Source organism: Streptomyces sp. NPDC001594, assembly GCF_042893675.1.
Lineage (GTDB): Bacteria > Actinomycetota > Actinomycetes > Streptomycetales > Streptomycetaceae > Streptomyces.
In genome coordinates, this window is record NZ_JBIAVB010000015.1 from 54,293 (window position 1) to 73,409 (window position 19,117).

The 19,117-nt window shown below is 71.7% G+C and carries 18 protein-coding genes and 1 tRNA gene; 3 read left to right on the forward strand and 16 right to left on the reverse strand.

Going from position 1 to position 19,117, the window contains the following annotated elements; all coding sequences use genetic code 11:
* Nucleotides 1–215 precede the first annotated feature (215 nt).
* The 15 genes from ACFY0O_RS27545 to ACFY0O_RS27615 all read right to left on the reverse strand — a co-directional run bounded on the left by ACFY0O_RS27545 (nucleotide 216) and on the right by ACFY0O_RS27615 (nucleotide 17,408).
* A complete protein-coding gene (locus tag ACFY0O_RS27545; RefSeq protein WP_388951656.1) occupies nucleotides 216–1,562 on the reverse strand; it encodes an MraY family glycosyltransferase in 1,347 nt (448 codons plus the stop codon).
* Between the two features lie 104 nt (nucleotides 1,563–1,666).
* On the reverse strand, nucleotides 1,667–2,902 hold the full coding sequence (glyA, locus tag ACFY0O_RS27550) for a serine hydroxymethyltransferase (protein ID WP_388951367.1): 1,236 nt from the start codon (nucleotides 2,900–2,902) through the stop codon (nucleotides 1,667–1,669).
* A gap of 75 nt (nucleotides 2,903–2,977) precedes the next feature.
* On the reverse strand, nucleotides 2,978–3,619 hold the full coding sequence (locus ACFY0O_RS27555) for a protein-tyrosine-phosphatase (RefSeq protein WP_388951370.1): 642 nt from the start codon (nucleotides 3,617–3,619) through the stop codon (nucleotides 2,978–2,980).
* Nucleotides 3,616–4,263, reverse strand: a complete 648-nt coding sequence (locus tag ACFY0O_RS27560; RefSeq protein WP_358892379.1) for an L-threonylcarbamoyladenylate synthase — start codon at nucleotides 4,261–4,263, stop codon at nucleotides 3,616–3,618. The genes ACFY0O_RS27555 and ACFY0O_RS27560 overlap by 4 nt, the downstream gene beginning before the upstream one ends.
* A 61-nt stretch (nucleotides 4,264–4,324) precedes the next feature.
* Nucleotides 4,325–5,170: a peptide chain release factor N(5)-glutamine methyltransferase gene (gene prmC, locus ACFY0O_RS27565; RefSeq protein ID WP_042813202.1), complete on the reverse strand. Its 846-nt coding sequence runs from the start codon at nucleotides 5,168–5,170 to the stop codon at nucleotides 4,325–4,327.
* A 47-nt stretch (nucleotides 5,171–5,217) separates the two neighbouring features.
* A complete protein-coding gene (gene prfA / locus ACFY0O_RS27570; RefSeq protein WP_358892381.1) occupies nucleotides 5,218–6,297 on the reverse strand; it encodes a peptide chain release factor 1 in 1,080 nt (359 codons plus the stop codon).
* 121 nt (nucleotides 6,298–6,418) lie between these two features.
* Nucleotides 6,419–6,637, reverse strand: coding sequence for a 50S ribosomal protein L31 (rpmE, locus tag ACFY0O_RS27575; RefSeq protein ID WP_007266580.1), 219 nt, complete (start codon nucleotides 6,635–6,637; stop codon nucleotides 6,419–6,421).
* Between the two features lie 173 nt (nucleotides 6,638–6,810).
* Nucleotides 6,811–7,914 carry an LCP family protein gene (locus ACFY0O_RS27580; protein WP_388951375.1) on the reverse strand — a complete coding sequence of 368 codons (1,104 nt, stop codon included), beginning with the start codon at nucleotides 7,912–7,914 and terminating at the stop codon, nucleotides 6,811–6,813.
* Nucleotides 7,915–8,085: 171 nt separating this feature from the next.
* Nucleotides 8,086–10,200, reverse strand: a complete 2,115-nt coding sequence (gene rho / locus ACFY0O_RS27585) for a transcription termination factor Rho (RefSeq protein WP_388951378.1) — start codon at nucleotides 10,198–10,200, stop codon at nucleotides 8,086–8,088.
* A 414-nt stretch (nucleotides 10,201–10,614) separates the two neighbouring features.
* Nucleotides 10,615–11,556 carry a homoserine kinase gene (thrB, locus tag ACFY0O_RS27590; RefSeq protein WP_388951381.1) on the reverse strand — a complete coding sequence of 314 codons (942 nt, stop codon included), beginning with the start codon at nucleotides 11,554–11,556 and terminating at the stop codon, nucleotides 10,615–10,617.
* 353 nt (nucleotides 11,557–11,909) lie between these two features.
* On the reverse strand, nucleotides 11,910–12,980 hold the full coding sequence (gene thrC / locus ACFY0O_RS27595; RefSeq protein ID WP_358892385.1) for a threonine synthase: 1,071 nt from the start codon (nucleotides 12,978–12,980) through the stop codon (nucleotides 11,910–11,912).
* A gap of 6 nt (nucleotides 12,981–12,986) precedes the next feature.
* Nucleotides 12,987–14,276 carry a homoserine dehydrogenase gene (locus tag ACFY0O_RS27600; RefSeq protein ID WP_388951659.1) on the reverse strand — a complete coding sequence of 430 codons (1,290 nt, stop codon included), beginning with the start codon at nucleotides 14,274–14,276 and terminating at the stop codon, nucleotides 12,987–12,989.
* A gap of 159 nt (nucleotides 14,277–14,435) precedes the next feature.
* Complete coding sequence (gene lysA, locus ACFY0O_RS27605) at nucleotides 14,436–15,827, reverse strand: diaminopimelate decarboxylase (protein ID WP_388951384.1); 1,392 nt, start codon at nucleotides 15,825–15,827, stop codon at nucleotides 14,436–14,438.
* A 19-nt stretch (nucleotides 15,828–15,846) separates the two neighbouring features.
* A complete protein-coding gene (gene nrtL, locus ACFY0O_RS27610) occupies nucleotides 15,847–16,794 on the reverse strand; it encodes an ArgS-related anticodon-binding protein NrtL (protein WP_388951385.1) in 948 nt (315 codons plus the stop codon).
* Nucleotides 16,795–16,886: 92 nt separating this feature from the next.
* Nucleotides 16,887–17,408 (reverse strand): response regulator, encoded by a 522-nt coding sequence (locus tag ACFY0O_RS27615; protein ID WP_388951661.1) that lies wholly within the window; start codon nucleotides 17,406–17,408, stop codon nucleotides 16,887–16,889.
* A 52-nt stretch (nucleotides 17,409–17,460) separates the two neighbouring features.
* Here ACFY0O_RS27615 and ACFY0O_RS27620 point away from each other — a divergent pair.
* From ACFY0O_RS27620 to ACFY0O_RS27630, 3 genes are all read left to right on the forward strand, one after another.
* Nucleotides 17,461–17,532: transfer RNA gene (locus tag ACFY0O_RS27620), tRNA-Arg, on the forward strand.
* A 248-nt stretch (nucleotides 17,533–17,780) separates the two neighbouring features.
* Nucleotides 17,781–18,002 carry a hypothetical protein gene (locus ACFY0O_RS27625; RefSeq protein ID WP_388951387.1) on the forward strand — a complete coding sequence of 74 codons (222 nt, stop codon included), beginning with the start codon at nucleotides 17,781–17,783 and terminating at the stop codon, nucleotides 18,000–18,002.
* 214 nt (nucleotides 18,003–18,216) lie between these two features.
* Nucleotides 18,217–18,606, forward strand: coding sequence for a hypothetical protein (locus ACFY0O_RS27630; RefSeq protein WP_388951390.1), 390 nt, complete (start codon nucleotides 18,217–18,219; stop codon nucleotides 18,604–18,606).
* 17 nt (nucleotides 18,607–18,623) lie between these two features.
* Here ACFY0O_RS27630 and ACFY0O_RS27635 read toward each other — a convergent pair whose 3' ends face one another.
* Nucleotides 18,624–18,983 (reverse strand): DUF6083 domain-containing protein, encoded by a 360-nt coding sequence (locus ACFY0O_RS27635; protein ID WP_388951393.1) that lies wholly within the window; start codon nucleotides 18,981–18,983, stop codon nucleotides 18,624–18,626.
* Nucleotides 18,984–19,117: the final 134 nt, after the last annotated feature.

Below are 19,117 nucleotides of genomic sequence, written 5' to 3' on the forward strand. Positions count from 1 at the left end.
GGTCCGAGTGATCGCCTCGGGCCAATGGACCGTCGCACTACGGTCCTTCGGCTCTGTCGCCGGGTTTAGTGAACGGTATCACAAACTATTTGATGAGAGCTTTACCTGTGCGGTGTGCTGACTGTCACACATGAGGGCTAATCCGCCCGTGTGTGCAAGACAGAGCGGCAGCTTGTCTGGTAAAGGGCGTTCATGTCGGACATGCGAAGGGCGCGTCAGCGCGCCGAACCCGCCTTACGCCGGTCGGGGAGGCGCGAACGGGGGCCTACCGCTGTCGCGCCGTTGACGCCGGACACCCCGGCCGCGATCGGCCGCGCGGGCTCCGGCTCCGTACCCGGGGCCTCCCGGACCGCCGCCTCGGCCGCCGCCTCCGCGGCCCGCCTGGTGTGCCGGTAGCGGGGCGGCACGAGGCCCTCCGCCCAACGAGGGGCGCGCGGGGTGAACCTCGGCAGGAGCAGCAGGACCAGGCCCAGGGCGCTCAGCGCGGCGATGGCCAGGACGATCCACATCGAGGCGGAGTTCACCGAATAGGCCACGGTCCCGAAGGCGATCAGCCCCGACCAGAAGTACATGATGAGTACAGCGCGGCTGTGCGAATGCCCGAGTTCCAGCAGCCGGTGGTGCAGGTGGCCGCGGTCCGCGGCGAAGGGCGACTGCCCCTTCCAGGTGCGCCGCACGATGGCCAGGACGAGGTCCGCCATCGGGATCGCGATGATGGTCAGCGGCAGCAGCAGCGGGATGAAGACCGGCAGCATCGCGTGCGTGGCGTTGCGCTCACCGCCGACGAAGAGGGCCATCGTGTCCGGGTCCACCTGCCCGGTGATCGAGATGGCCGAGGCCGCCAGCACCAGGCCGATGAGCATCGAGCCCGAGTCGCCCATGAAGATCCGCGCCGGGTGCATGTTGTGCGGCAGGAAGCCCAGGCACATGCCCATCAGGATGGCGGCGAAGAGGGTCGCCGGGGCGGCCGCCTCGATGCCGTAGCCGAACCAGATCCGGTAGGCGTAGAGGAAGAACGCGCAGGTGGCGATGCAGACCATGCCGGCCGCCAGGCCGTCGAGCCCGTCGACGAAGTTCACCGCGTTGATGGTGATCACCACCAGCGCCACCGTGAGCAGGGTGCCCTGCCACTGGGTCAGCGCGACGGTGCCGATGCCCGGGACGGGGATCCACAGGATGGTGAGGCCCTGGATGACCATCACGCCGGCGGCGATCATCTGGGCGCCGAGCTTGATGAGCGCGTCGAGTTCGAACTTGTCGTCGAGGACGCCGACCAGCCAGATCAGCGCGGCGCCCGAGAGCAGCGCCCGTGGCTCGTTGGATCGTTCGAAGACCCCGTTGAGGCTCTGCAGGTGGTCGGCGATCAGCAGGCCCGCGCACAGTCCGCCGAACATCGCGATGCCGCCCAGCCGGGGGGTGGGTTCGCGGTGCACGTCGCGGGCGCGGATCTCCGGCATCGCGCCCGCCGCGATCGCGAACTTCCGGACGGGCCCGGTCAGCAGGTAGGTCACCGCGACCGTGACGCAAAGCGTCAGCAGGTATTCACGCACTGGCTGCCCCAGATGTATCGCCGGCCATCTCAGCCCCACACATTAGCCGCGATGTACACGGGGACGAGGACGCGCGGAGTCCTCGTTCCGGTTGCACTAAGGGACACTCGTCCCGGTTACGCCCCGTAAGGGGGAAAACGCCCGGTCAGTTCGGCGACCGCCGTACGCGTAGCGGCCGGCTCGACGCCGGTCAGGGCGGCGGCGAACAGCTCCGCGACCAGGGCCATCTCGGGCTCCCCCATCCCCTGCGTGGTGACCGCCGCCGTACCGAGGCGGATCCCGCGCTGGTCCCCGTAGGGCAGGGCGCAGGTGTCGAGGACGATCCCGGCGGCGGCCAGCCGTCCGCGCGCGGCCGGTCCGTCGATGCCGAGGGGGGCGGGGTCGGCGGTGATCAGGTGGGTGTCCGTGCCGCCGGTGGTCACGGCCAGCCCGTGCGCCCGCAGGGCGGTGGCGAGGGCGCGTGCGTTGGCGACGACCTTGTGCGCGTACCGGGTGAAGGCCGGGTCGGCCGCCTCCCCGAAGGCCACCGCCTTGGCGGCGATGGTGTGCATCTGGGCGCCGCCCTGGGTGAAGGGGAACACCGCCCGGTCGACGCGCTCGGCGAACTCGGCCCCGCACAGGACCATCCCGCCGCGCGGGCCCCGCAGCACCTTGTGGGTGGTCGCGCAGACCACGTCCGCGTAGGGCACGGGGCTGGGCGCGGCCCCGCCGGCGACCAGGCCGATGGGGTGGGCGGCGTCGGCGATCAGGTAGGCCCCGACCTCGTCGGCGATCTCCCGGAAGGCCGAGTACTCCAGGTGCCGGGGGTAGGAGATGGACCCGCACACGATGGCCTTGGGCCGGTGCGCCCGGGCCAGGCGCTGCACCTGCTCGTAGTCGACGAGCCCGGACTCGGCGTCGACCCCGTACCCCACGAACTCGAACCACCGGCCGGAGAAGTTGGCGGGCGAGCCGTGGGTGAGGTGGCCGCCGTGCGCGAGCCCCATCGCCAGGACGGTGTCCCCGGGGCGCAGCAGGGCGGCGTACGCGGCGAGCACGGCGGCGGAGCCCGAATGGGGCTGCACGTTCGCGTGTTCGGCCCCGAACAGGGCCGTGGCCCGCTCCTGGGCCACCCGCTCGGCCAGGTCCGCGTACTCGCATCCGCCGTGGTGGCGGGCGCCGGGGTAGCCCTCGGCGTACTTGTTGGCGAGCGGGGAGCCGAGCGCGGCGAGCACGGCGGACGAGGTGAAGTTCTCGGCGGCGCTCATCTGGAGGGTGGTGGCCTGGCGCTGCCGCTCCCCGTCGAGGATGTCGGCCAGTTGCGGGTCCTGCGCCCGCAGCACGTCAGTGGCCCGCTCAGTGGTGACGCTCATGGCGCGACTCCCGCGCAGTGGGGGTACCGGTACCAGCCACTGTAGGCCGGGCCCCGGCTTCCCGCCCGGGGGAGGTCAGCGCGGGGCCGTGACGCCCGTGAGGGCAGTGACGACCGGGTCCAGTGCCTGGTTGATCTCGTCGCCGATCGAGCGGAAGAAGGTGATCGGCGCCCCGTACGGGTCGTACACCTCGTCCGCGTCGGCGGAAGGGGCCAGCAGCCAGCCCCGCAGGGCGGCTGCGGCCCGTACCAGCGCCCGCGCCCGCTCGGCCATGCCGTCGTCCAGCGGGGGCAGGGTCGCCGGGTCTATGGCCCGCACCAGCCGGGTGAACTCCTTCAGCGTGAAGGTCCGCAGGCCGGCCGAGTGGCCCATGGAGATGACCTGTGCCCGGTGGTCGCGGGTGGCGGTCAGCACCAGGTCGGCCCGTATGACGTGCTCGTCGAGCAGCTCGCGCCCGGTGAACCCCGTCGAGTCGGCCCCGAAGTCGGCGAGCACGGCCGCCGCGTTGGCCTCCATCGGCGCGCCCTCGTGGCCCCAGGTGCCCGCGCTCTCCACGATCAGGTCGCCCGCGGCCAGCCCGAGCACACCCAGCCGGTGCGCCAGCGCGTGCCGCGTCAGCCGCTCGGTGATGGGCGAGCGGCACACGTTCCCGGTGCTGACGTGGAGTATGCGGAAGGCGTCGTCCCCCTTGGCTATGCCACGCCCCTGAGGGCTCACGGAGCCACCTCGAGGTCGGGTACGACCTCCCGCAGCTGCTCCGCGGTCAGCGCGCCCTCGCGCAGCAGCACGGGAACCTTCCCGGTGACGTCGACGATCGACGACGGCAGCGTGCTCGGGGTCGGCCCGCCGTCCAGGTACACGGAGACGGAGTCGCCCAGCATGGCGCGGGCCGCGTCGCAGTCCTCCGGCGCCGGGTGCCCGGACAGGTTCGCCGAGGAGACGGCCATGGGGCCGACCTCGGTCAGCAGCTCGATCGCGACGGGGTGCAGCGGCATGCGCACGGCCACGGTCCCGCGGGTCTCCCCCAGGTCCCAGGCCAGCGACGGCTGGTGCTTGGCGACGAGGGTGAGCCCGCCCGGCCAGAAGGCGTCGACGAGCTCCCAGGCCTGCTCGGAGAAGTCCGTGACGAGGCCGTGGAGGGTGTTCGGGGAGCCGATGAGCACCGGGGTGGGCATGGTGCGGCCGCGGCCCTTGGCGGCGAGCAGGTCGCCGACGGCCTCGGCGCTGAAGGCGTCCGCGCCGATCCCGTACAGGGTGTCGGTGGGCAGCACGACGAGCTCTCCGCGGCGCACGGCGGAGGCCGCTTCGCGCAGGCCCGTCTTGCGGTCCGTCGCGTCGTTGCAGTCGTATCGCCGGGCCATCAGCGGGCCTCCTCGTGCAGCGGGGTGGTGTCGTGGGCGGTCGGGGTGGGGGTCGCGGCGGTCACGGCATGGCCTTGCGGGCGGTCGCGAAACGCGGGCGGTTGTTCAGGTCGGGGTGGTCGGCGGCGTCGGCCCAGCCCCGTTCGTCGGCGAAGATCCACGGCACCTGGCCGCCCTGGGTGTCGGCGTGCTCGATCACGACGATGCCGCCGGGCCGCAGCAGGCGGTGGGCGGTGCGCTCGATCCCGCGGATGGTGTCGAGGCCGTCCTCGCCGGAGAACAGCGCCATCTCGGGGTCGTGGTCCCGGGCCTCGGGGGCCACGTACTCCCACTCGGTGAGCGGGATGTACGGCGGGTTGGAGATGACGAGGTCGACCTGGCCGTCCAGCTCGGGCAGCGCGGTCAGCGCGTCGCCCTGGTGGACGGTGACCCTGGAGCCCTCGGCGTTCTTGCGGGTCCAGCGCAGGGCGTCCTCGGACAGCTCCACGGCGTGCACGCGCGAGCGCGGCACCTCCTGGGCCATGGCGAGGGCGATGGCGCCGGAGCCGGTGCACAGGTCCACGATCAGCGGCTCGACCACGTCCATGGCCCGGACGGCCTGTATGGCCCAGTCCACGACCGACTCGGTCTCGGGCCGGGGCACGAACACCCCGGGGCCGACCTGGAGCTCCAGGTAGCGGAAGAAGGCGCGGCCGGTGATGTGCTGGAGCGGCTCGCGCGCCTCGCGGCGGGCGACGGCCTCCCAGTAGCGGGCGTCGAAGTCCGCGTCCTTGACGTGGTGCAGTTCCCCCCGCTTGACGCCGTGCACGAAGGCGGCGAGCTCCTCCGCGTCGAAACGCGGTGAGGGCACGCCGGCGGCGGCCAGCCGCTGGGTGGCCTGGGCCACCTCGGCAAGCAGCAAGTTCACGCTGGTCCTCCGGGCTGCTGTCATACGGGGGGGTGGTGCGGGGCTCGTCAGTGCGCGGCCGCGAGCTTGGCCGCGGAGTCGGTGTCGACGCAGGCCTGGATGACCGAGTCGAGGTCGCCGTCGAGCACCTGGTCCAAGTTGTACGCCTTGAATCCGGTGCGGTGGTCCGAGATCCGGTTTTCCGGGAAGTTGTACGTACGGATCTTCTCGGAACGGTCCACGGTGCGCACCTGGCTGCGGCGCACGTCGGAGGCCTCCTGCTCGGCGGCCTCCTGGGCGGCGGCCAGCAGGCGCGAGCGCAGGATGCGCATGGCCTGCTCCTTGTTCTGGAGCTGGCTCTTCTCGTTCTGGCAGGAGGCGACCACACCGGTCGGGATGTGCGTGATGCGCACGGCCGAGTCGGTGGTGTTGACGGACTGGCCGCCGGGGCCGGAGGAGCGGTAGACGTCGATGCGCAGGTCGTTCGGGTTGACCTCGACCTCGACCTCCTCGGCCTCCGGGGTGACGAGCACGCCGGCGGCGGAGGTGTGGATGCGGCCCTGGGACTCGGTGGCCGGGACGCGCTGGACGCGGTGGACGCCGCCCTCGTACTTCATCCGGGCCCACACGCCCTGGCCGGGCTCGGTGGCGCCGTTGCCGCCCTTGGTGCGGACGGAGACCTGGACGTCCTTGTAGCCGCCGAGCTCGGACTCGGTGGAGTCGATGATCTCGGTCTTCCAGCCGACGCGCTCGGCGTAGCGCAGGTACATGCGCAGCAGGTCGCCCGCGAACAGGGCGGACTCGTCGCCGCCGGCGCCCGCCTTGATCTCCAGGAGCACGTCCTTGTCGTCGCTGGGGTCGCGCGGGACGAGCAGCAGGCGGAGCTTCTCGGTGAGCTCCTCGCGCTGCGCGTTCAGCTCCTTGACCTCGGCGGCGAAGTCGGGGTCCTCGGCCGCCAGCTCCTTGGCCGTCTCGATGTCCTCGGCCGACTGCTTCCAGGCGCGGAAGGTCGCCACGATCGGGGTCAGCTCCGCGTAGCGCTTGTTCAGCTTGCGCGCGTTCGCCTGATCGGAGTGGACCGAAGGGTCGGCGAGCTTCTTCTCGAGGTCGGCGTGCTCGCCGACCAGGTCCTCGACCGCTTCGAACATCGGGTGCTCCTGGGGTGAAAAAAGTCAAAGATGGGCTGGGCTGTCGATACGACGACAAAGGCGCCGGTCCGGCCGCCCCCGCATGGTCAGGGGGCGGCCGGTGACCGGCGCCTGGGTCGCGCTACTTCTTGGCCGCACCCTTGCCGAAGCGGGCCTCGAAGCGGGCCACACGGCCACCGGTGTCGAGGATCTTCTGCTTGCCCGTGTAGAACGGGTGGCACTCGGAGCAGACCTCGGCACGGATGGTGCCCTCGGTCAGGGTGCTACGGGTGGTGAACGACGCGCCACAGGTGCAGCTGACCTGGGTCTCGACGTACTCGGGGTGAACATCGCGCTTCAAGGTGTCTCCTAGATTCGGGAGGGCGCCGGGTCGCAGGGGCCGAATTGCGCACTGCGTGAACCGGGGCCGACAGACCAGTCTGCCAGGACCGGCCCGCCTGTCAAAATTCTCGGAACGCTCCCCTCAACGGGGTGGGGCCGGCGTCTATTCCTGCCGGGTCCCGGCAGGAAGGACTACTGGACGATCGAGCCCGCGGCGCTCTTGTCCCCGTTGGAGTGTTCGGTGGCCGCGGCCGGGATGGGCTGGTCGGCCAGCAGGGCGTCCCAGACCATCTTGGAGTCCTTGGCCAGGATCGCGACGCGGTCCTGGTCGAGCGGGTCCTGGGTCACCGGCAGGGTGATCATGTGCATGTTCTCGGCGCTGATGCCCTGGAGCCCCTGGGCGAAGCTGGCGAGGGACTTCACGTCGCCGAGGGCCTTGTCGGTGGTGACCGCCTTGGTGGCGGAGTCGGCGAGACCGTAGAGCTTCTTCGGGCTGTCGAACACCCCGACGCCCTTGACCTGCTTGATCAGTGCCTTGATGAAGGCCTGCTGGAGCTGTATTCGGCCGAGGTCGCCGCCGTCGCCGACGGTCTTGCGGGTGCGGACCAGGCCGAGGGACTGCTCGCCGTTGAGCTTGTGGGAGCCGGCCGGCAGGTCGAGGTGGCTGCCGTAGTCCTTGATCGGCTTGGTGGTCGTGAGCTGGACCCCGCCGAGGTTGTCGATGATGTTCTTGAAGCCGGTGAAGTCGACCTCGATGTAGTGGTCCATGCGGATCCCGGACATCGCCTCGACGGTCTTCACCGCGCAGGCGGCCCCGCCGATGGTGAAGGCCTCGTTGAACTGCGCGCGCTGCCGGGGGGCGCTGTTCTTCCCCTTGCCGATGGGGCACGCGGGCCGCGGCAGCATGGTGTCGCGCGGGATGGACACCACGCTGGCCTGCTTGTGGCCCTCGTAGAGGTGGATGATCATCGCCGTGTCCGAGCGCGCCGAGCCGCCGTCGTCGGCGCCGTACTCGCGGTTCGCGCCCTCGCGGGAGTCGGAGCCGAGGACGAGGATGTCCATCGAGCCGTTGTCCACGTTCGGCGGGCGGTCCTTGCCCAGGGCCTGGTCGATGTCGACGCTGTGCAGGTTGCTGTTGAGCTTGAAGTAGAACCAGCCGAGGCTCCCGCCGCCCAGCAGGACCACGCCCGCGGCGGTCCAGGCAGCCGCTCTGAGGCCCTTGCGGCGCCGCGGCTCCCCCCTGCGCCTGCCCCCGCGTGCGGCTCGTCGGCCGCGCCCCCTGCTGTCCTCGCTCATGCTCTCCTCAGTCCTGGCTCCGTGTCCCGTCTTCCTTCACTCAGACGGAGCAGCGCGTTCCAGGGTTCCACGGCTTGCTGTGCGAGCCGTATGCCTGTGGCGAAGGTCGCAAAAACGGAACCGCCCCCGCCGCGGGTGCGGCGGGGGCGGTTCCGTCTGCGGGCGACCCGGTCAGTCGTCGTTCTTGCCGGCCGGGGTCGTCTTGGCGATCTGCATCAGGAACTCGGCGTTCGACTTCGTCTGCTTCATCTTGTCGAGCAGCAGCTCGATCGCCTGCTGCGAGTCGAGCGCGTGCAGCACCCGGCGCAGCTTCCAGACGATGGCGAGCTCCTCGCTGTTGAGGAGGATCTCCTCCTTGCGCGTACCCGACGGGTCGACGTCGACGGCCGGGAAGATGCGCTTGTCGGCGAGCTTGCGGTCGAGCTTGAGCTCCATGTTGCCGGTGCCCTTGAACTCCTCGAAGATCACCTCGTCCATGCGCGAGCCGGTGTCGACGAGCGCGGTGGCCAGGATGGTCAGCGAGCCGCCGTCCTCGATGTTGCGCGCGGCACCGAAGAAGCGCTTCGGCGGGTACAGCGCGGTCGAGTCGACACCACCGGACAGGATGCGGCCGGAGGCGGGCGCCGCGAGGTTGTACGCGCGGCCCAGACGGGTGATGGAGTCGAGCAGGACGACCACGTCGTGGCCCAGCTCCACGAGGCGCTTGGCGCGCTCGATGGCCAGCTCGGCGACCGTGGTGTGGTCCTCGGCCGGGCGGTCGAAGGTCGAGGAGATGACCTCGCCCTTGACCGACCGCTGCATGTCGGTGACCTCTTCCGGACGCTCGTCGACCAGGACGACCATCAGGTGGCACTCGGGGTTGTTGGTGGTGATCGCGTTGGCGATCGCCTGCATGATCATGGTCTTGCCGGTCTTCGGCGGGGCCACGATCAGACCGCGCTGGCCCTTGCCGATCGGCGACACGAGGTCGATGATGCGGGTGGTCAGCACGCCCGGGTCGGTCTCCAGACGGAGCCGGTCCTGCGGGTAGAGCGGGGTCAGCTTCTGGAACTCGGGGCGGCCCCGGCCCGATTCGGGCGCCATGCCGTTGACGGAGTCCAGGCGCACGAGGGCGTTGAACTTCTCGCGGCGCTCGCCGTCCTTGGGCTGGCGGACCGCACCGGTGGTGTGGTCGCCCTTGCGCAGGCCGGCCTTGCGGACCTGGGCGAGGGAGACGTACACGTCGTTCGGGCCGGGCAGGTAGCCGGAGGTCCGGATGAACGCGTAGTTGTCGAGGATGTCGAGGATGCCCGCGACGGGGATCAGGACGTCGTCGTCGGCGACCTGCGGCTCGCCCGGGGCGAACTCGTCACGGCCGCGGCGGCCACGGCGGTCCCGGTAGCGGCCGCGCCGGCCGCGCCGGCCGTCCTCGCCGTCGAAGTCGTCCTGCGGACCGTTGTCCTGACGGCCCTGCTGGCCCCGGCCGCCACCCTGCTGCTGGCGGTCCTGGCGGTCCTGGCGGTCCTGGCGCTCGGCGCGGTCCTGACGGCCGCCCTGCTGGCCCTGGCCGCCCCCGCCCTGCTGCTGCTGGCCGCCCTGCTCGTCGGCCTTGGCGCCGCGCTCGCGGCGGCCCTGGCGCTCACCGCGCTCACCGCGCTCACCGCGGTCACCACGCTCGCCGCGGTCACGGCGGTCACGGCGGCCGCGGCCCTCGCCGGCCTCCTGCGCGGGGGCCTGGCCCTGCGCCGGGGCGGACACGGCCACGGCCTGCTCAGCCTTGGCCTCGGCCTGCGGGGCGGCCGCGGGGGCCTCGGTCTTCTGCTCGACCTGCACGACGGCGGGGGCCGAGGACTCGGGGCTGCCGGAGGGGGCGGTGGCGCGGCGGCGGCGGCGCTCGCCGGCCGGGGCGTCCTCGCTGATCGGCTGGCCCGGGATCTCGATCTGGGCCGGTGCGGCGGCGGGCTTCTCGGCGGGCGCGGCGGCGGCCGCCTCACCCGTGCGGGCCTTGCTGGTGGCGCGGCGCTTCGGCTTGGCCTCGGCGGCGTCGGCGGCGGGGGCCGCGGCCTTGGGGGCGCTGCCGCCCTGCGCCTCCTTGATGACCTCGATCAGCTGGCTCTTGCGCATCCGCGCGGTGCCCCTGATACCGAGGCCCGACGCGACCTGCTGCAGCTCGGCCAGGACCATGCCCTCAAGGCCGGTGCCGGAGCGGCGGCGCCGGGTGGCAGTGGCAGCTGCGGCGCCCGCGGCGGGGGCGCTGGTGTCGACGTTGGTGTCGGCAGCGCCCATCAGATCGGTGGTGTCGCTCACGAAGGGTCCTTCCCTGGAGCGGACGTCGGCCTGTCTGGCTCGGCGACCGGTTGTGCTGTCCGGCAGCAGTCCTAGGTGTGTGGACGGTGCCGGGGCGGTGGTCCGCCGGTAGAGATACGGCGGAAAGAAACGTGCATGGGTGGTTCCGGCGAGAAGCCCCCCAGCTGGAAGCGTGGGAATGTCACGCCGATTCCGGAGCGTGCCCGAAACTGCTGGCTGCGATCAAAGCAGTCGGGGAGGCTCCCGGAAGAAAGGTGGTCCCTGATGGGGACACTGAGCACCGAGCCATGGCGGCTTCGGTTGCGCACTTGAGATTAACACTACCGGATCCAACAGACATTCCCCCTCTCAATCACCGGCAATCGCCCGTCCGGGGCGGCCGGCCTGCCCGGCCGCCCGCCCCGGAGGGCCGTGTCACGAGGACACGGACTGACCGCCTTGAGCGCCCAGCGGAAGGACGCTCGCACCCGCGGCGTCGAGGGCGAGCCGGTTCGCGGCCCACCCCTCGCCCGCGAGCTGCGCGACCTTGTCGGCCGCGTCGTTGTCGACCAGCGCGAGGACCGTGGGGCCCGCGCCGGAGATGACCGCGGGGATGCCGTCCGCCCGCAGCCGGTTGACGAGCGCCACGCTCTCCGGCATCGCCGGGGCGCGGTACTCCTGGTGCAGCCGGTCCTCGGTGGCGGGCAGCAGGAACTCGGGACGCCTGGTCATGGCCTCCACGAGCAGGCCCGCGCGCCCCGCGTTCACGGCGGCGTCCACGTGCGGAACGGAGCGCGGCAGCAGGCCGCGGGCGGTCTCGGTCAGGACCGGCTTCGACGGGACGAAGACCACCGGAACGATGGAATCGGCGGGGTCCATACGGATCGCCTTGGCGCTCCCGCCCTCCATCCAGGCGAGGGTGAAGCCGCCGAGCAGACAGGCGGCGACGTTGTCCGGGTGGCCCTCGATCTCGGTGGCCAGCTCCAGCAGCGCCGTGTCGTCGAGCTTGGCCTCGCCGCCTATGGTCACGGCGCGCGCGGCGACGATGCCGGCGCAGATCGCGGCCGAGGAGGAGCCGAGGCCCCGCCCGTGCGGGATGCGGTTGGCGCAGACGACCTCGAGGCCGCGCGGCTGTCCGCCCAGCAGGTCGAACGCGGTGCGCATGGAGCGTACGAGGAGGTGGCTCTCGTCACGCGGGAGGGTGTCGGCGCCCTCACCCGCGATGTCGATGTTCAGGCCGGAGTCGGCGACGCGGACGACCACGTCGTCGTAGAGCCCCAGGGCCAGGCCGAGGGCGTCGAAGCCGGGGCCGAGGTTGGCACTGCTGGCGGGCACGCGCACTCGTACGGCGGCGGCGCGGAACGCTGGACCTGCCATCGGTCGATGACACTCCTTGTGACTGTGCGGGATCCGGCGGGCTGTGCGGGATCTTCGCTGCGAAATGTACTGGAGAACGTACGACACCCGAAGGCCCTCGGGGCAGCACCGCGGTCATATGCGCGGTGGCGGATGTCAGTACAGCGTATCGAAGGAAGGTTCTCCCGCGACATAGGGCGCACAGGAGGCGCACGACGCGTGTCGCCGTCTTCCGGTCGATCGACGCCGAATTGCCGTTGGCTTCCGGTGTCGTACGGGCCGGGTTGCCGGATTCCGGAAGGTTTCCGGAATCCGGCAACGCCGGTCGCGGGCCGCTTCGCGCGGCCCGGGGGGTTCCCGGGTCGGGCCGGGGGTCAGACCAGGCCGAGCCGGACGGCCGCGGCCTCGGCGTCCACCGGAACGGTGACGGGCTGCGGAGCGCCCGCGACCGCCCAGTCGGGGTCCTTGAGGCCGTTGCCGGTGACGGTGCACACGATCTTCTGGCCCGGGTCGACCAGGCCCAGCTCGGCGGCCTTGAGCAGACCGGCGACGGAGGCGGCCGAGGCGGGCTCGACGAAGACACCCTCCTGGGAGGCCAACAGGCGGTAGGCGGCCAGGATCTGGCGGTCCGTCACCTCGTCGATGAAGCCGCCCGACTCGTCCCGCGCGGCCAGCGCGTACTCCCAGGAGGCCGGGTTGCCGATCCGGATCGCGGTGGCGATGGTGTGCGGCTCCTTGACGACCTCGCCGCGCACGATCGGCGCCGAGCCGGAGGCCTGGAAACCCCACACGCGGGGCGTACGGGAGGCCAGGCCGTCGGCCTTGTACTCCTTGAAGCCCTTCCAGTACGCGGTGATGTTGCCGGCGTTGCCGACGGGCAGCACGTGGATGTCGGGGGCGTCGCCGAGCGCGTCCACGATCTCGAACGCGGCCGTCTTCTGGCCCTCGATGCGCACCGGGTTGACGGAATTGACCAGCGCCACCGGGTAGTTGTCGGACAGCGCGCGGGCCAGGTCCAGGCAGTCGTCGAAGTTGCCGTCAACCTGCAGGATCTTCGCGCCGTGCACGAGGGCCTGGCCCATCTTGCCGAGCGCGATCTTGCCGCGCGGCACGAGGACCGCGGACACCATGCCGGCGCGCACCGCGTACGCGGCGGCGGAGGCGGAGGTGTTGCCCGTGGACGCGCAGATGACGGCCTTGGCGCCGTCCTCCTTGGCCTTGGTGATGGCCATGGTCATGCCGCGGTCCTTGAAGGACCCGGTGGGGTTCGCACCCTCGACCTTGAGGTGCACCTCACAGCCGGTGCGCTCGGAGAGCACCTGGGCGGGAACGAGGGGAGTGCCACCCTCTCGGAGCGTGACCACGGGGGTCGTCTCGGTGACCGGCAGCCGGTCCCGGTACTCCTCGATGATGCCGCGCCACTGGTGGGTGCGATTGCTGCTCATGGGTCCTTACTCCCCTTCAACACGCATGATGCTGGCGACACCGCGCACGGTGTCCAGCTTCCGCAGCGCCTCGACGGTCCCGGAGAGGGCGGCGTCGGGTGCGCGGTGGGTGACGACGACGAGGGAGGCCTCACCGTCCTTGCCCTGCTGCCTGACCGTGTCGATCGACACGCCGTGCTCCGCGAAGGTGGTCGCCACCTGGGCGAGGACGCCCGGCTTGTCCGCCACATCGAGGCTGATGTGGTAGCGGGTGACGACGTCCCCCATGGGGCTGACGGGCAGCTGGGTGTACGCCGACTCGCCGGGCCCCGTTGCCTCGGCGAGCTTGTTGCGGCAGACGGCGACGAGGTCGCCGAGCACCGCGGACGCGGTCGGCGAACCGCCCGCGCCGGGCCCGTAGAACATCAGCCGCCCGGCGGCCTCCGCCTCGACGAAGACCGCGTTGTAGGCCTCGCGGACGGAGGCGAGCGGGTGGCTGAGCGGGATCATCGCCGGGTGGACGCGGGCGGTGACGGACTCGCCGTCCGCGGCGCGCTCCAGGATGGCGAGGAGCTTGATGGTGCAGCCCATCCGCTTGGCGGAGGCGAAGTCCGCGGCGCTGACCTCGGTCATGCCCTCGCGGTACACGTCGTCGAGGCGGACGCGGGTGTGGAAGGCGATGCCGGCCAGGATGGCGGCCTTGGCGGCGGCGTCGTAGCCCTCGACGTCGGCCGTCGGGTCGGCCTCGGCGTAGCCGAGGGCGGTGGCCTGGTCGAGCGCCTCCTGGTAGCCGGCGCCGGTGGAGTCCATCTTGTCGAGGATGAAGTTCGTCGTGCCGTTGACGATGCCCATCACCCGGTTGATCTTGTCGCCGGCGAGGGACTCGCGCATCGGGCGGACCAGCGGGATGGCGCCGGCGACGGCGGCCTCGTAGTAGAGGTCCAGCCCGTGCGTCTCGGCCGCGGCGTGCAGCGCGGCGCCGTCCTGGGCGAGCAGCGCCTTGTTGGCGGAGACGACGGAGACGCCGTTCTCGAAGGCGGTGGTGATCAGGGTGCGGGCGGGCTCGATGCCGCCGATGACCTCGATGGCCACGTCGATGTCGCCGCGTTTGAGCAGCGCGGTGGCGTCGGTGGTGACGAGCGCCGGGTCGATGCCCTCGCGCACCTTGGAGGGGCGGCGCACGGCGACGCCGGCGAGCTCGACGGGCGCGCCGATCCGGGCCGCCAGATCGTCGGCGTGCGTCGTCATGATGCGCGCCACCTCTGAGCCGACCACGCCACAGCCCAGCAGCGCCACCTTCAGCGGACGCGTACGCATCATTCGACCTACGCCTTTCGATCTTTCTTCGCTCCCGGCACGCGGGTTGCGCGCCAGGTAGGAACCAGTCTCACTCAATGGACAGCAGTTTCCATCTTCGGTCCATTGAGTGAGACGTCTATTTTCGGGGCCGGACGCCCTGTCCCAAAAATATGGGAATCACCCGAGGTCGAGGGACAGGAGATCTTCCTCCGTCTCACGCCGGACGATCACCCGCGCGGCCCCGTCGCGCACGGCGACGACGGGCGGGCGGAGCGCGTGGTTGTAGTTGCTGGCCATGGAGCGGCAGTACGCCCCGGTGGCGGGAACGGCGATCAGGTCGCCGGGGGCCAGGTCGGCGGGGAGGAAGGCGTCCCGGACGACGATGTCGCCGCTCTCGCAGTGCTTGCCGACGACCCGGACGAGCATGGGCTCGGCGTCGGAGACGCGGGAGACGAGGGTCACGGCGTACTCGGCGTCGTACAGGGCCGTCCGGATGTTGTCGGACATGCCCCCGTCGACGGAGACGTAGGTCCGCAGCCCCTCCAGCGGCTTGATGGTGCCGACCTCGTAGAGGGTGAAGGCGGTCGGGCCGACGATGGCGCGGCCGGGCTCGACGGAGATCCGGGGGGCCTTGAGCCCCGCGCTCTCGCACTCCCGCGCGACGATCTCGGTGAGCGCCTTGGCGATCTCGTGGGGCTCGCGCGGGTCGTCGGCGGAGGTGTAGGCGATACCGAGCCCGCCGCCGAGGTCGATCTCCGGAAGCTCGACCCCGTGCTCGTCGCGGACGGCGGCCAGCAGCTGCACGACCCGCTTCGCGGAGACCTCGAAGCCGGCCATGTCGAAGATCTGGGAGCCGATGTGGGAGTGGACGCCGAGCAGCTCCAGGCTGTCGTGCCCGAGCGCCCGCCGCACGGCCTCGGCGGCGGACCCGTCGGCCACGGCGATGCCGAACTTCTGGTCCTCGTGGGCGGTGGCGATGAACTCGTGGGTGTGCGCCTCCACGCCCACGGTCACCCGGATCTGCACCGGCTGGCGCACGCCCAGTTCGGCCGCGATGTGCGCGACCCGCGCGATCTCCTGGAACGAATCGAGCACGATCCGCCCCACACCGGCGCCGACGGCGCGGCGGATCTCGCCCTCGGACTTGTTGTTCCCGTGGAAGGCGATCCGCTCGGCGGGCATCTCGGCGGCGAGGGCGGTGGCCAGCTCCCCGCCCGAACACACGTCGAGGTTCAGCCCCTCCTCCTTCAGCCACTTGACGACGGCCTTGGAGAGGAACGCCTTCCCCGCGTAGAACACGTCCGCGTCCTTGCCGAAGGCGTGCGCCCAGGCACGGCAGCGGGCCCGGAAGTCCTCCTCGTCGAGGAAGTAGCCGGGGGTACCGAACTCCTCGGCGAGACGGGTCACTTCGATGCCGCCGACGGTGACGACACCGGCCTCGTTGCGGGTGACGGTCCGCGACCAGACCTTCTCGTCGAGCGCGTTCAGGTCGGCGGGCGGCGGGGCGTAGTGGCCCTCGGGCAGGACGTCGGCGTGGCGGGGCCCGGCGGGGTGCGCGGAACGGCTCATCGGAATCTCTCTTCGGGAGTCACAAAGAATCTGGGGCGTCTATGCCGAGGAGGGCGAGGCCGCCGGCCAGCACCGCCCCGGCGGCTTCGGCAAGAGCCAGCCGGGCGCGGTGGGCGGCCGAGGGTTTCTCGTCCCCGAGGGGCAGGACCTGGTACTGGAAGTCGAGGAGCGCGTCGGCGACGGCGACGAGGTGCCGGGCGAGCCGCTCGGGCGCCCGGTGGTACGCGGCGGCCTCAAGCGCGAGGGGATGGTCGGCGAGGGCCCGCAGCAGGGCGACCGCGTCGGAATCCCCGAGCCCGCCGACATCGCCGGGCTCGGCGTGGAAACCGAGGTCGCGGGCGTTGCGCGCCAGCGCACGCGCCCGGGCGTGCGCGTACCGCACCCGAAAGCCCTCGTTCTCCTCCGTCTGCACGAGTAGCCCGTCACCGAAGACGGGCGTCTCCCGCCCCGGAACGACGACCATGGCCCAGACGGCGGCTCCGGCCCCGTACCGCGCGAAGACGTCCCCGTCCCGCCGGGCGACGGGCGCGACCTTCGCCTCCCCGTCCTCCTGGGGAAACCCCTGCCCTTCCCGGATCCGCGCGACGGCGCCCCGCACGACCTGCTCCCGCCCGCCACGGACGGCCTCGCCGAGCGCCGGACCACACCCGTACCGCTCGGGCCTCTCGCTCAGGTCCCGCAGCAGCTCGGTGGCGGACAGGGGGGCGAGGGTGAAGTTCAGGAAGCCGGGCCCGGTGACGTCGACGGTCGCGATGCCGGGCTCCAGGGCGAGTGCCTTCGCGAGCACGCGGGCCCCCTCGGCCCCCCTCCCCATCCGCAGCGCGACGGGGCTGGCGTACTCCCCGACCCCTCCGGGCCGGGTCCGTTCGACGACCACCCGCCCGGGCACGGGCCCGTCCAGCTCTCCGGCCTCGACGGCACGGCGTACGGCGCGTACGACGGCACGAGAGAGGTCGGCGGGGATCACGGAACCCAGCCTAGGGGAGAAGCCCGGCCCCCATGCATCGGGTTTCGCCATGTGGAATACCCGCCCCGGGCACCCCGCCGGCCGCTCTCCCCTTACACCCCTCTACCGGCGGAGGCACCCTTCCGCTCCCGCCGGTCCTTGCGCTCGACGAGCCGCCGTACGACCTTCACCAGCTCGGCGGGCTCGAAGGGCTTGGCGAGGAAGGCGTCCACGCCGGCGGCGATGGCGGCCTCGACCTCGTGCTGGGTGCAGGCGCTGACGATGGCGAGCGGCACGTGCCGCGTCCGCGGATCGGCCCGCAGCCGCGCGGCGGCCCCGAACCCGTCCAGCCGGGGCATGACCACATCAAGGGTGATCGCGTCGGGGCACACCCGGTGGACCACGTCCAGGCACTCGGCACCATCGTTCGCGGTCACGACCTCGAAGCCCTCCAGCTCGAGATTGACCTTGATCAGCTGCCGGATGACCTTGTTGTCGTCGACAACGAGGACCCGGCCCGAGGCGCCTGGCACAACTTGAGGGTAGGTCGCCCTAAGCCCCCGCGTCCGGGTTTTTGCCACTTCCACCCCCTCCGGGCGACCGACCTCCTCCCTCCACTCAAATCGGTTCCTGATCACCCCGCGGAAGCTGGTAGTGTTCAACCCGTCGCCGCAACGCGAACGACACGCCCCCGTAGCTCAGGGGATAGAGCAACGGCCTCCGGAGCCGTGTGCGCAGGTTCGAATCCTGCCGGGGGCACTTCGCATGAAGTGCCCGAAGACCCCGCCACCAGCGCGAACGCTGGAGACGGGGTCTTCGCGTATGTGCAGCCAACTGCCGCCCCGTGCAGCCGTAGCGACGGGAACCCCGAAGGCCCCCGGAGGCCACCTCCTGGCGGCCGTCGACCACTTCGCGTTCCTCTCCGGCCCTTCCCCGTCGCCGATCGGGACCGAACGGTAATGCGCACGGGGGTCCGGTCGGGCCCCGGCGGGCGCATACTGGGCGCAATGACAAAGCCAGCCGCGCCGAAGCGCCATCTGCCGAGCAGCCCCTTCAAAGCCCCGACCGCGCCACCCCCCAAGCACTTCGCGGTGGGTGACCAGGTCACGCACGACGTGTACGGACTCGGCCGAGTGGTCGGCGTCGAGGAGGGAACCGCGACGCTCGTCGATTTCGGCTCGGCGCGCCAGCGGATCTTGAGCCCGTACGCCAAGATGATCAAGCTATAGGGCCGTTGTGCCCGAAGACCCCGTCATCAGCGAGAACGCTGAGGGCGGGGTCTTGGCGTAGGTGCGGCCAGGCGCGTTTACGCGTACTCCCCCGACGTGTCAAGACACGTGAATCCGGGGCCTGACCCGGCGCGGGTCCCGAGGGCCTACTGGAGGTGCGGTCGAGAGGAGCACGAGGCTCCCGCCCGGCCCGCACCGACCGGAGGAGGACTCCATGACGACGACCCCGCCCTTCTGGACCCGCCGCATCTTCGTGTTCGCCGCCTCGACCGTCGTGGCCGCGGGGAGTGCCCTGCTGAACGTCGCCGCGTTCGCCGCCGTGCACGGGGGGCCGCACGCGGCCGCCGCCGGGCAGCAGTGGGAGTGCTTCGCCGCGCCGTGCAACCCGCCGGACGGCAGCGGGCACGGGAAGGACGGGCCGCCGGTGAACGCCCCCTCCGGACACGACTGGCAGTGCCTCACCGCGCCCTGCGGGCAGCCGCAGCACGTCCCGTCCCACCAGTGGGAATGCTTCGCCGCGCCCTGCAACCCGCCGACCGGCGGCTCTCCCCTCCCGCACCCGGAGCCGGAGGGGACATGGGCGGGTCCGGGAGCCGTGGCCTGACCCCCCGCCCGTCCTCGTCAGCCGGTGTCCCGCCAGTCCTGTGCCTGGCGGGCCGCCCGGCGGTCGTTCTCGGTGCGGAGGGTGGTGAGCCAGGGCCAGAGGTCGGGGAGGGGCTGGGCCGCGCAGGCGAGGCGGTGTTCTATGCGGCAGCGTTGGGTCGGGTCGGCCGGGCTGACCCCGTAGACGGTCACACGGTCGTCGGACAGCTCTATCCAGCGGTGCTGCGGCGGCACGACGTGCGCCAGGGGCGTCATGTCCGGCTCCAGCAGTACCCAGTCGTGCTCCAGCGTGGCCACCCGGTCCACCGGTAGGCCGCAGTGCGGACAGTGCGGCTGCCCGGCGCGCAGCCGGGGCGGTTCGTCCTGGTAGTCCCCCATACCGTGAGGGTCGACAGTCCGGCGGCCCGTGCAAAGGGCGCGAACCAGCCGGGGCGGGTGGGACAGGCGGGCACGGGTGGGGCAGGACTCGACGTAGGGGGCGATTCCTGCCCCCTACGTCCCCCCGCCTTCGA

What these genes read in the sequence shown, in the direction of transcription:
- glyA (WP_388951367.1), bottom strand. Translation starts at nt 2,902, where the DNA reads ATGAGCGTCACCACTGAGCGGGCCACTGACGTGCTGCGGGCGCAGGAC.
- ACFY0O_RS27560 (WP_358892379.1), bottom strand. Translation starts at nt 4,263, where the DNA reads ATGGCCCGGCGATACGACTGCAACGACGCGACGGACCGCAAGACGGGC.
- prfA (WP_358892381.1), bottom strand. Translation starts at nt 6,297, where the DNA reads ATGTTCGAAGCGGTCGAGGACCTGGTCGGCGAGCACGCCGACCTCGAG.
- ACFY0O_RS27580 (WP_388951375.1), bottom strand. Translation starts at nt 7,914, where the DNA reads ATGAGCGAGGACAGCAGGGGGCGCGGCCGACGAGCCGCACGCGGGGGC.
- thrB (WP_388951381.1), bottom strand. Translation starts at nt 11,556, where the DNA reads ATGGCAGGTCCAGCGTTCCGCGCCGCCGCCGTACGAGTGCGCGTGCCC.
- thrC (WP_358892385.1), bottom strand. Translation starts at nt 12,980, where the DNA reads ATGAGCAGCAATCGCACCCACCAGTGGCGCGGCATCATCGAGGAGTAC.
- ACFY0O_RS27600 (WP_388951659.1), bottom strand. Translation starts at nt 14,276, where the DNA reads ATGCGTACGCGTCCGCTGAAGGTGGCGCTGCTGGGCTGTGGCGTGGTC.
- lysA (WP_388951384.1), bottom strand. Translation starts at nt 15,827, where the DNA reads ATGAGCCGTTCCGCGCACCCCGCCGGGCCCCGCCACGCCGACGTCCTG.
- ACFY0O_RS27625 (WP_388951387.1), top strand. Translation starts at nt 17,781, where the DNA reads ATGACAAAGCCAGCCGCGCCGAAGCGCCATCTGCCGAGCAGCCCCTTC.
- ACFY0O_RS27630 (WP_388951390.1), top strand. Translation starts at nt 18,217, where the DNA reads ATGACGACGACCCCGCCCTTCTGGACCCGCCGCATCTTCGTGTTCGCC.
- ACFY0O_RS27635 (WP_388951393.1), bottom strand. Translation starts at nt 18,983, where the DNA reads ATGGGGGACTACCAGGACGAACCGCCCCGGCTGCGCGCCGGGCAGCCG.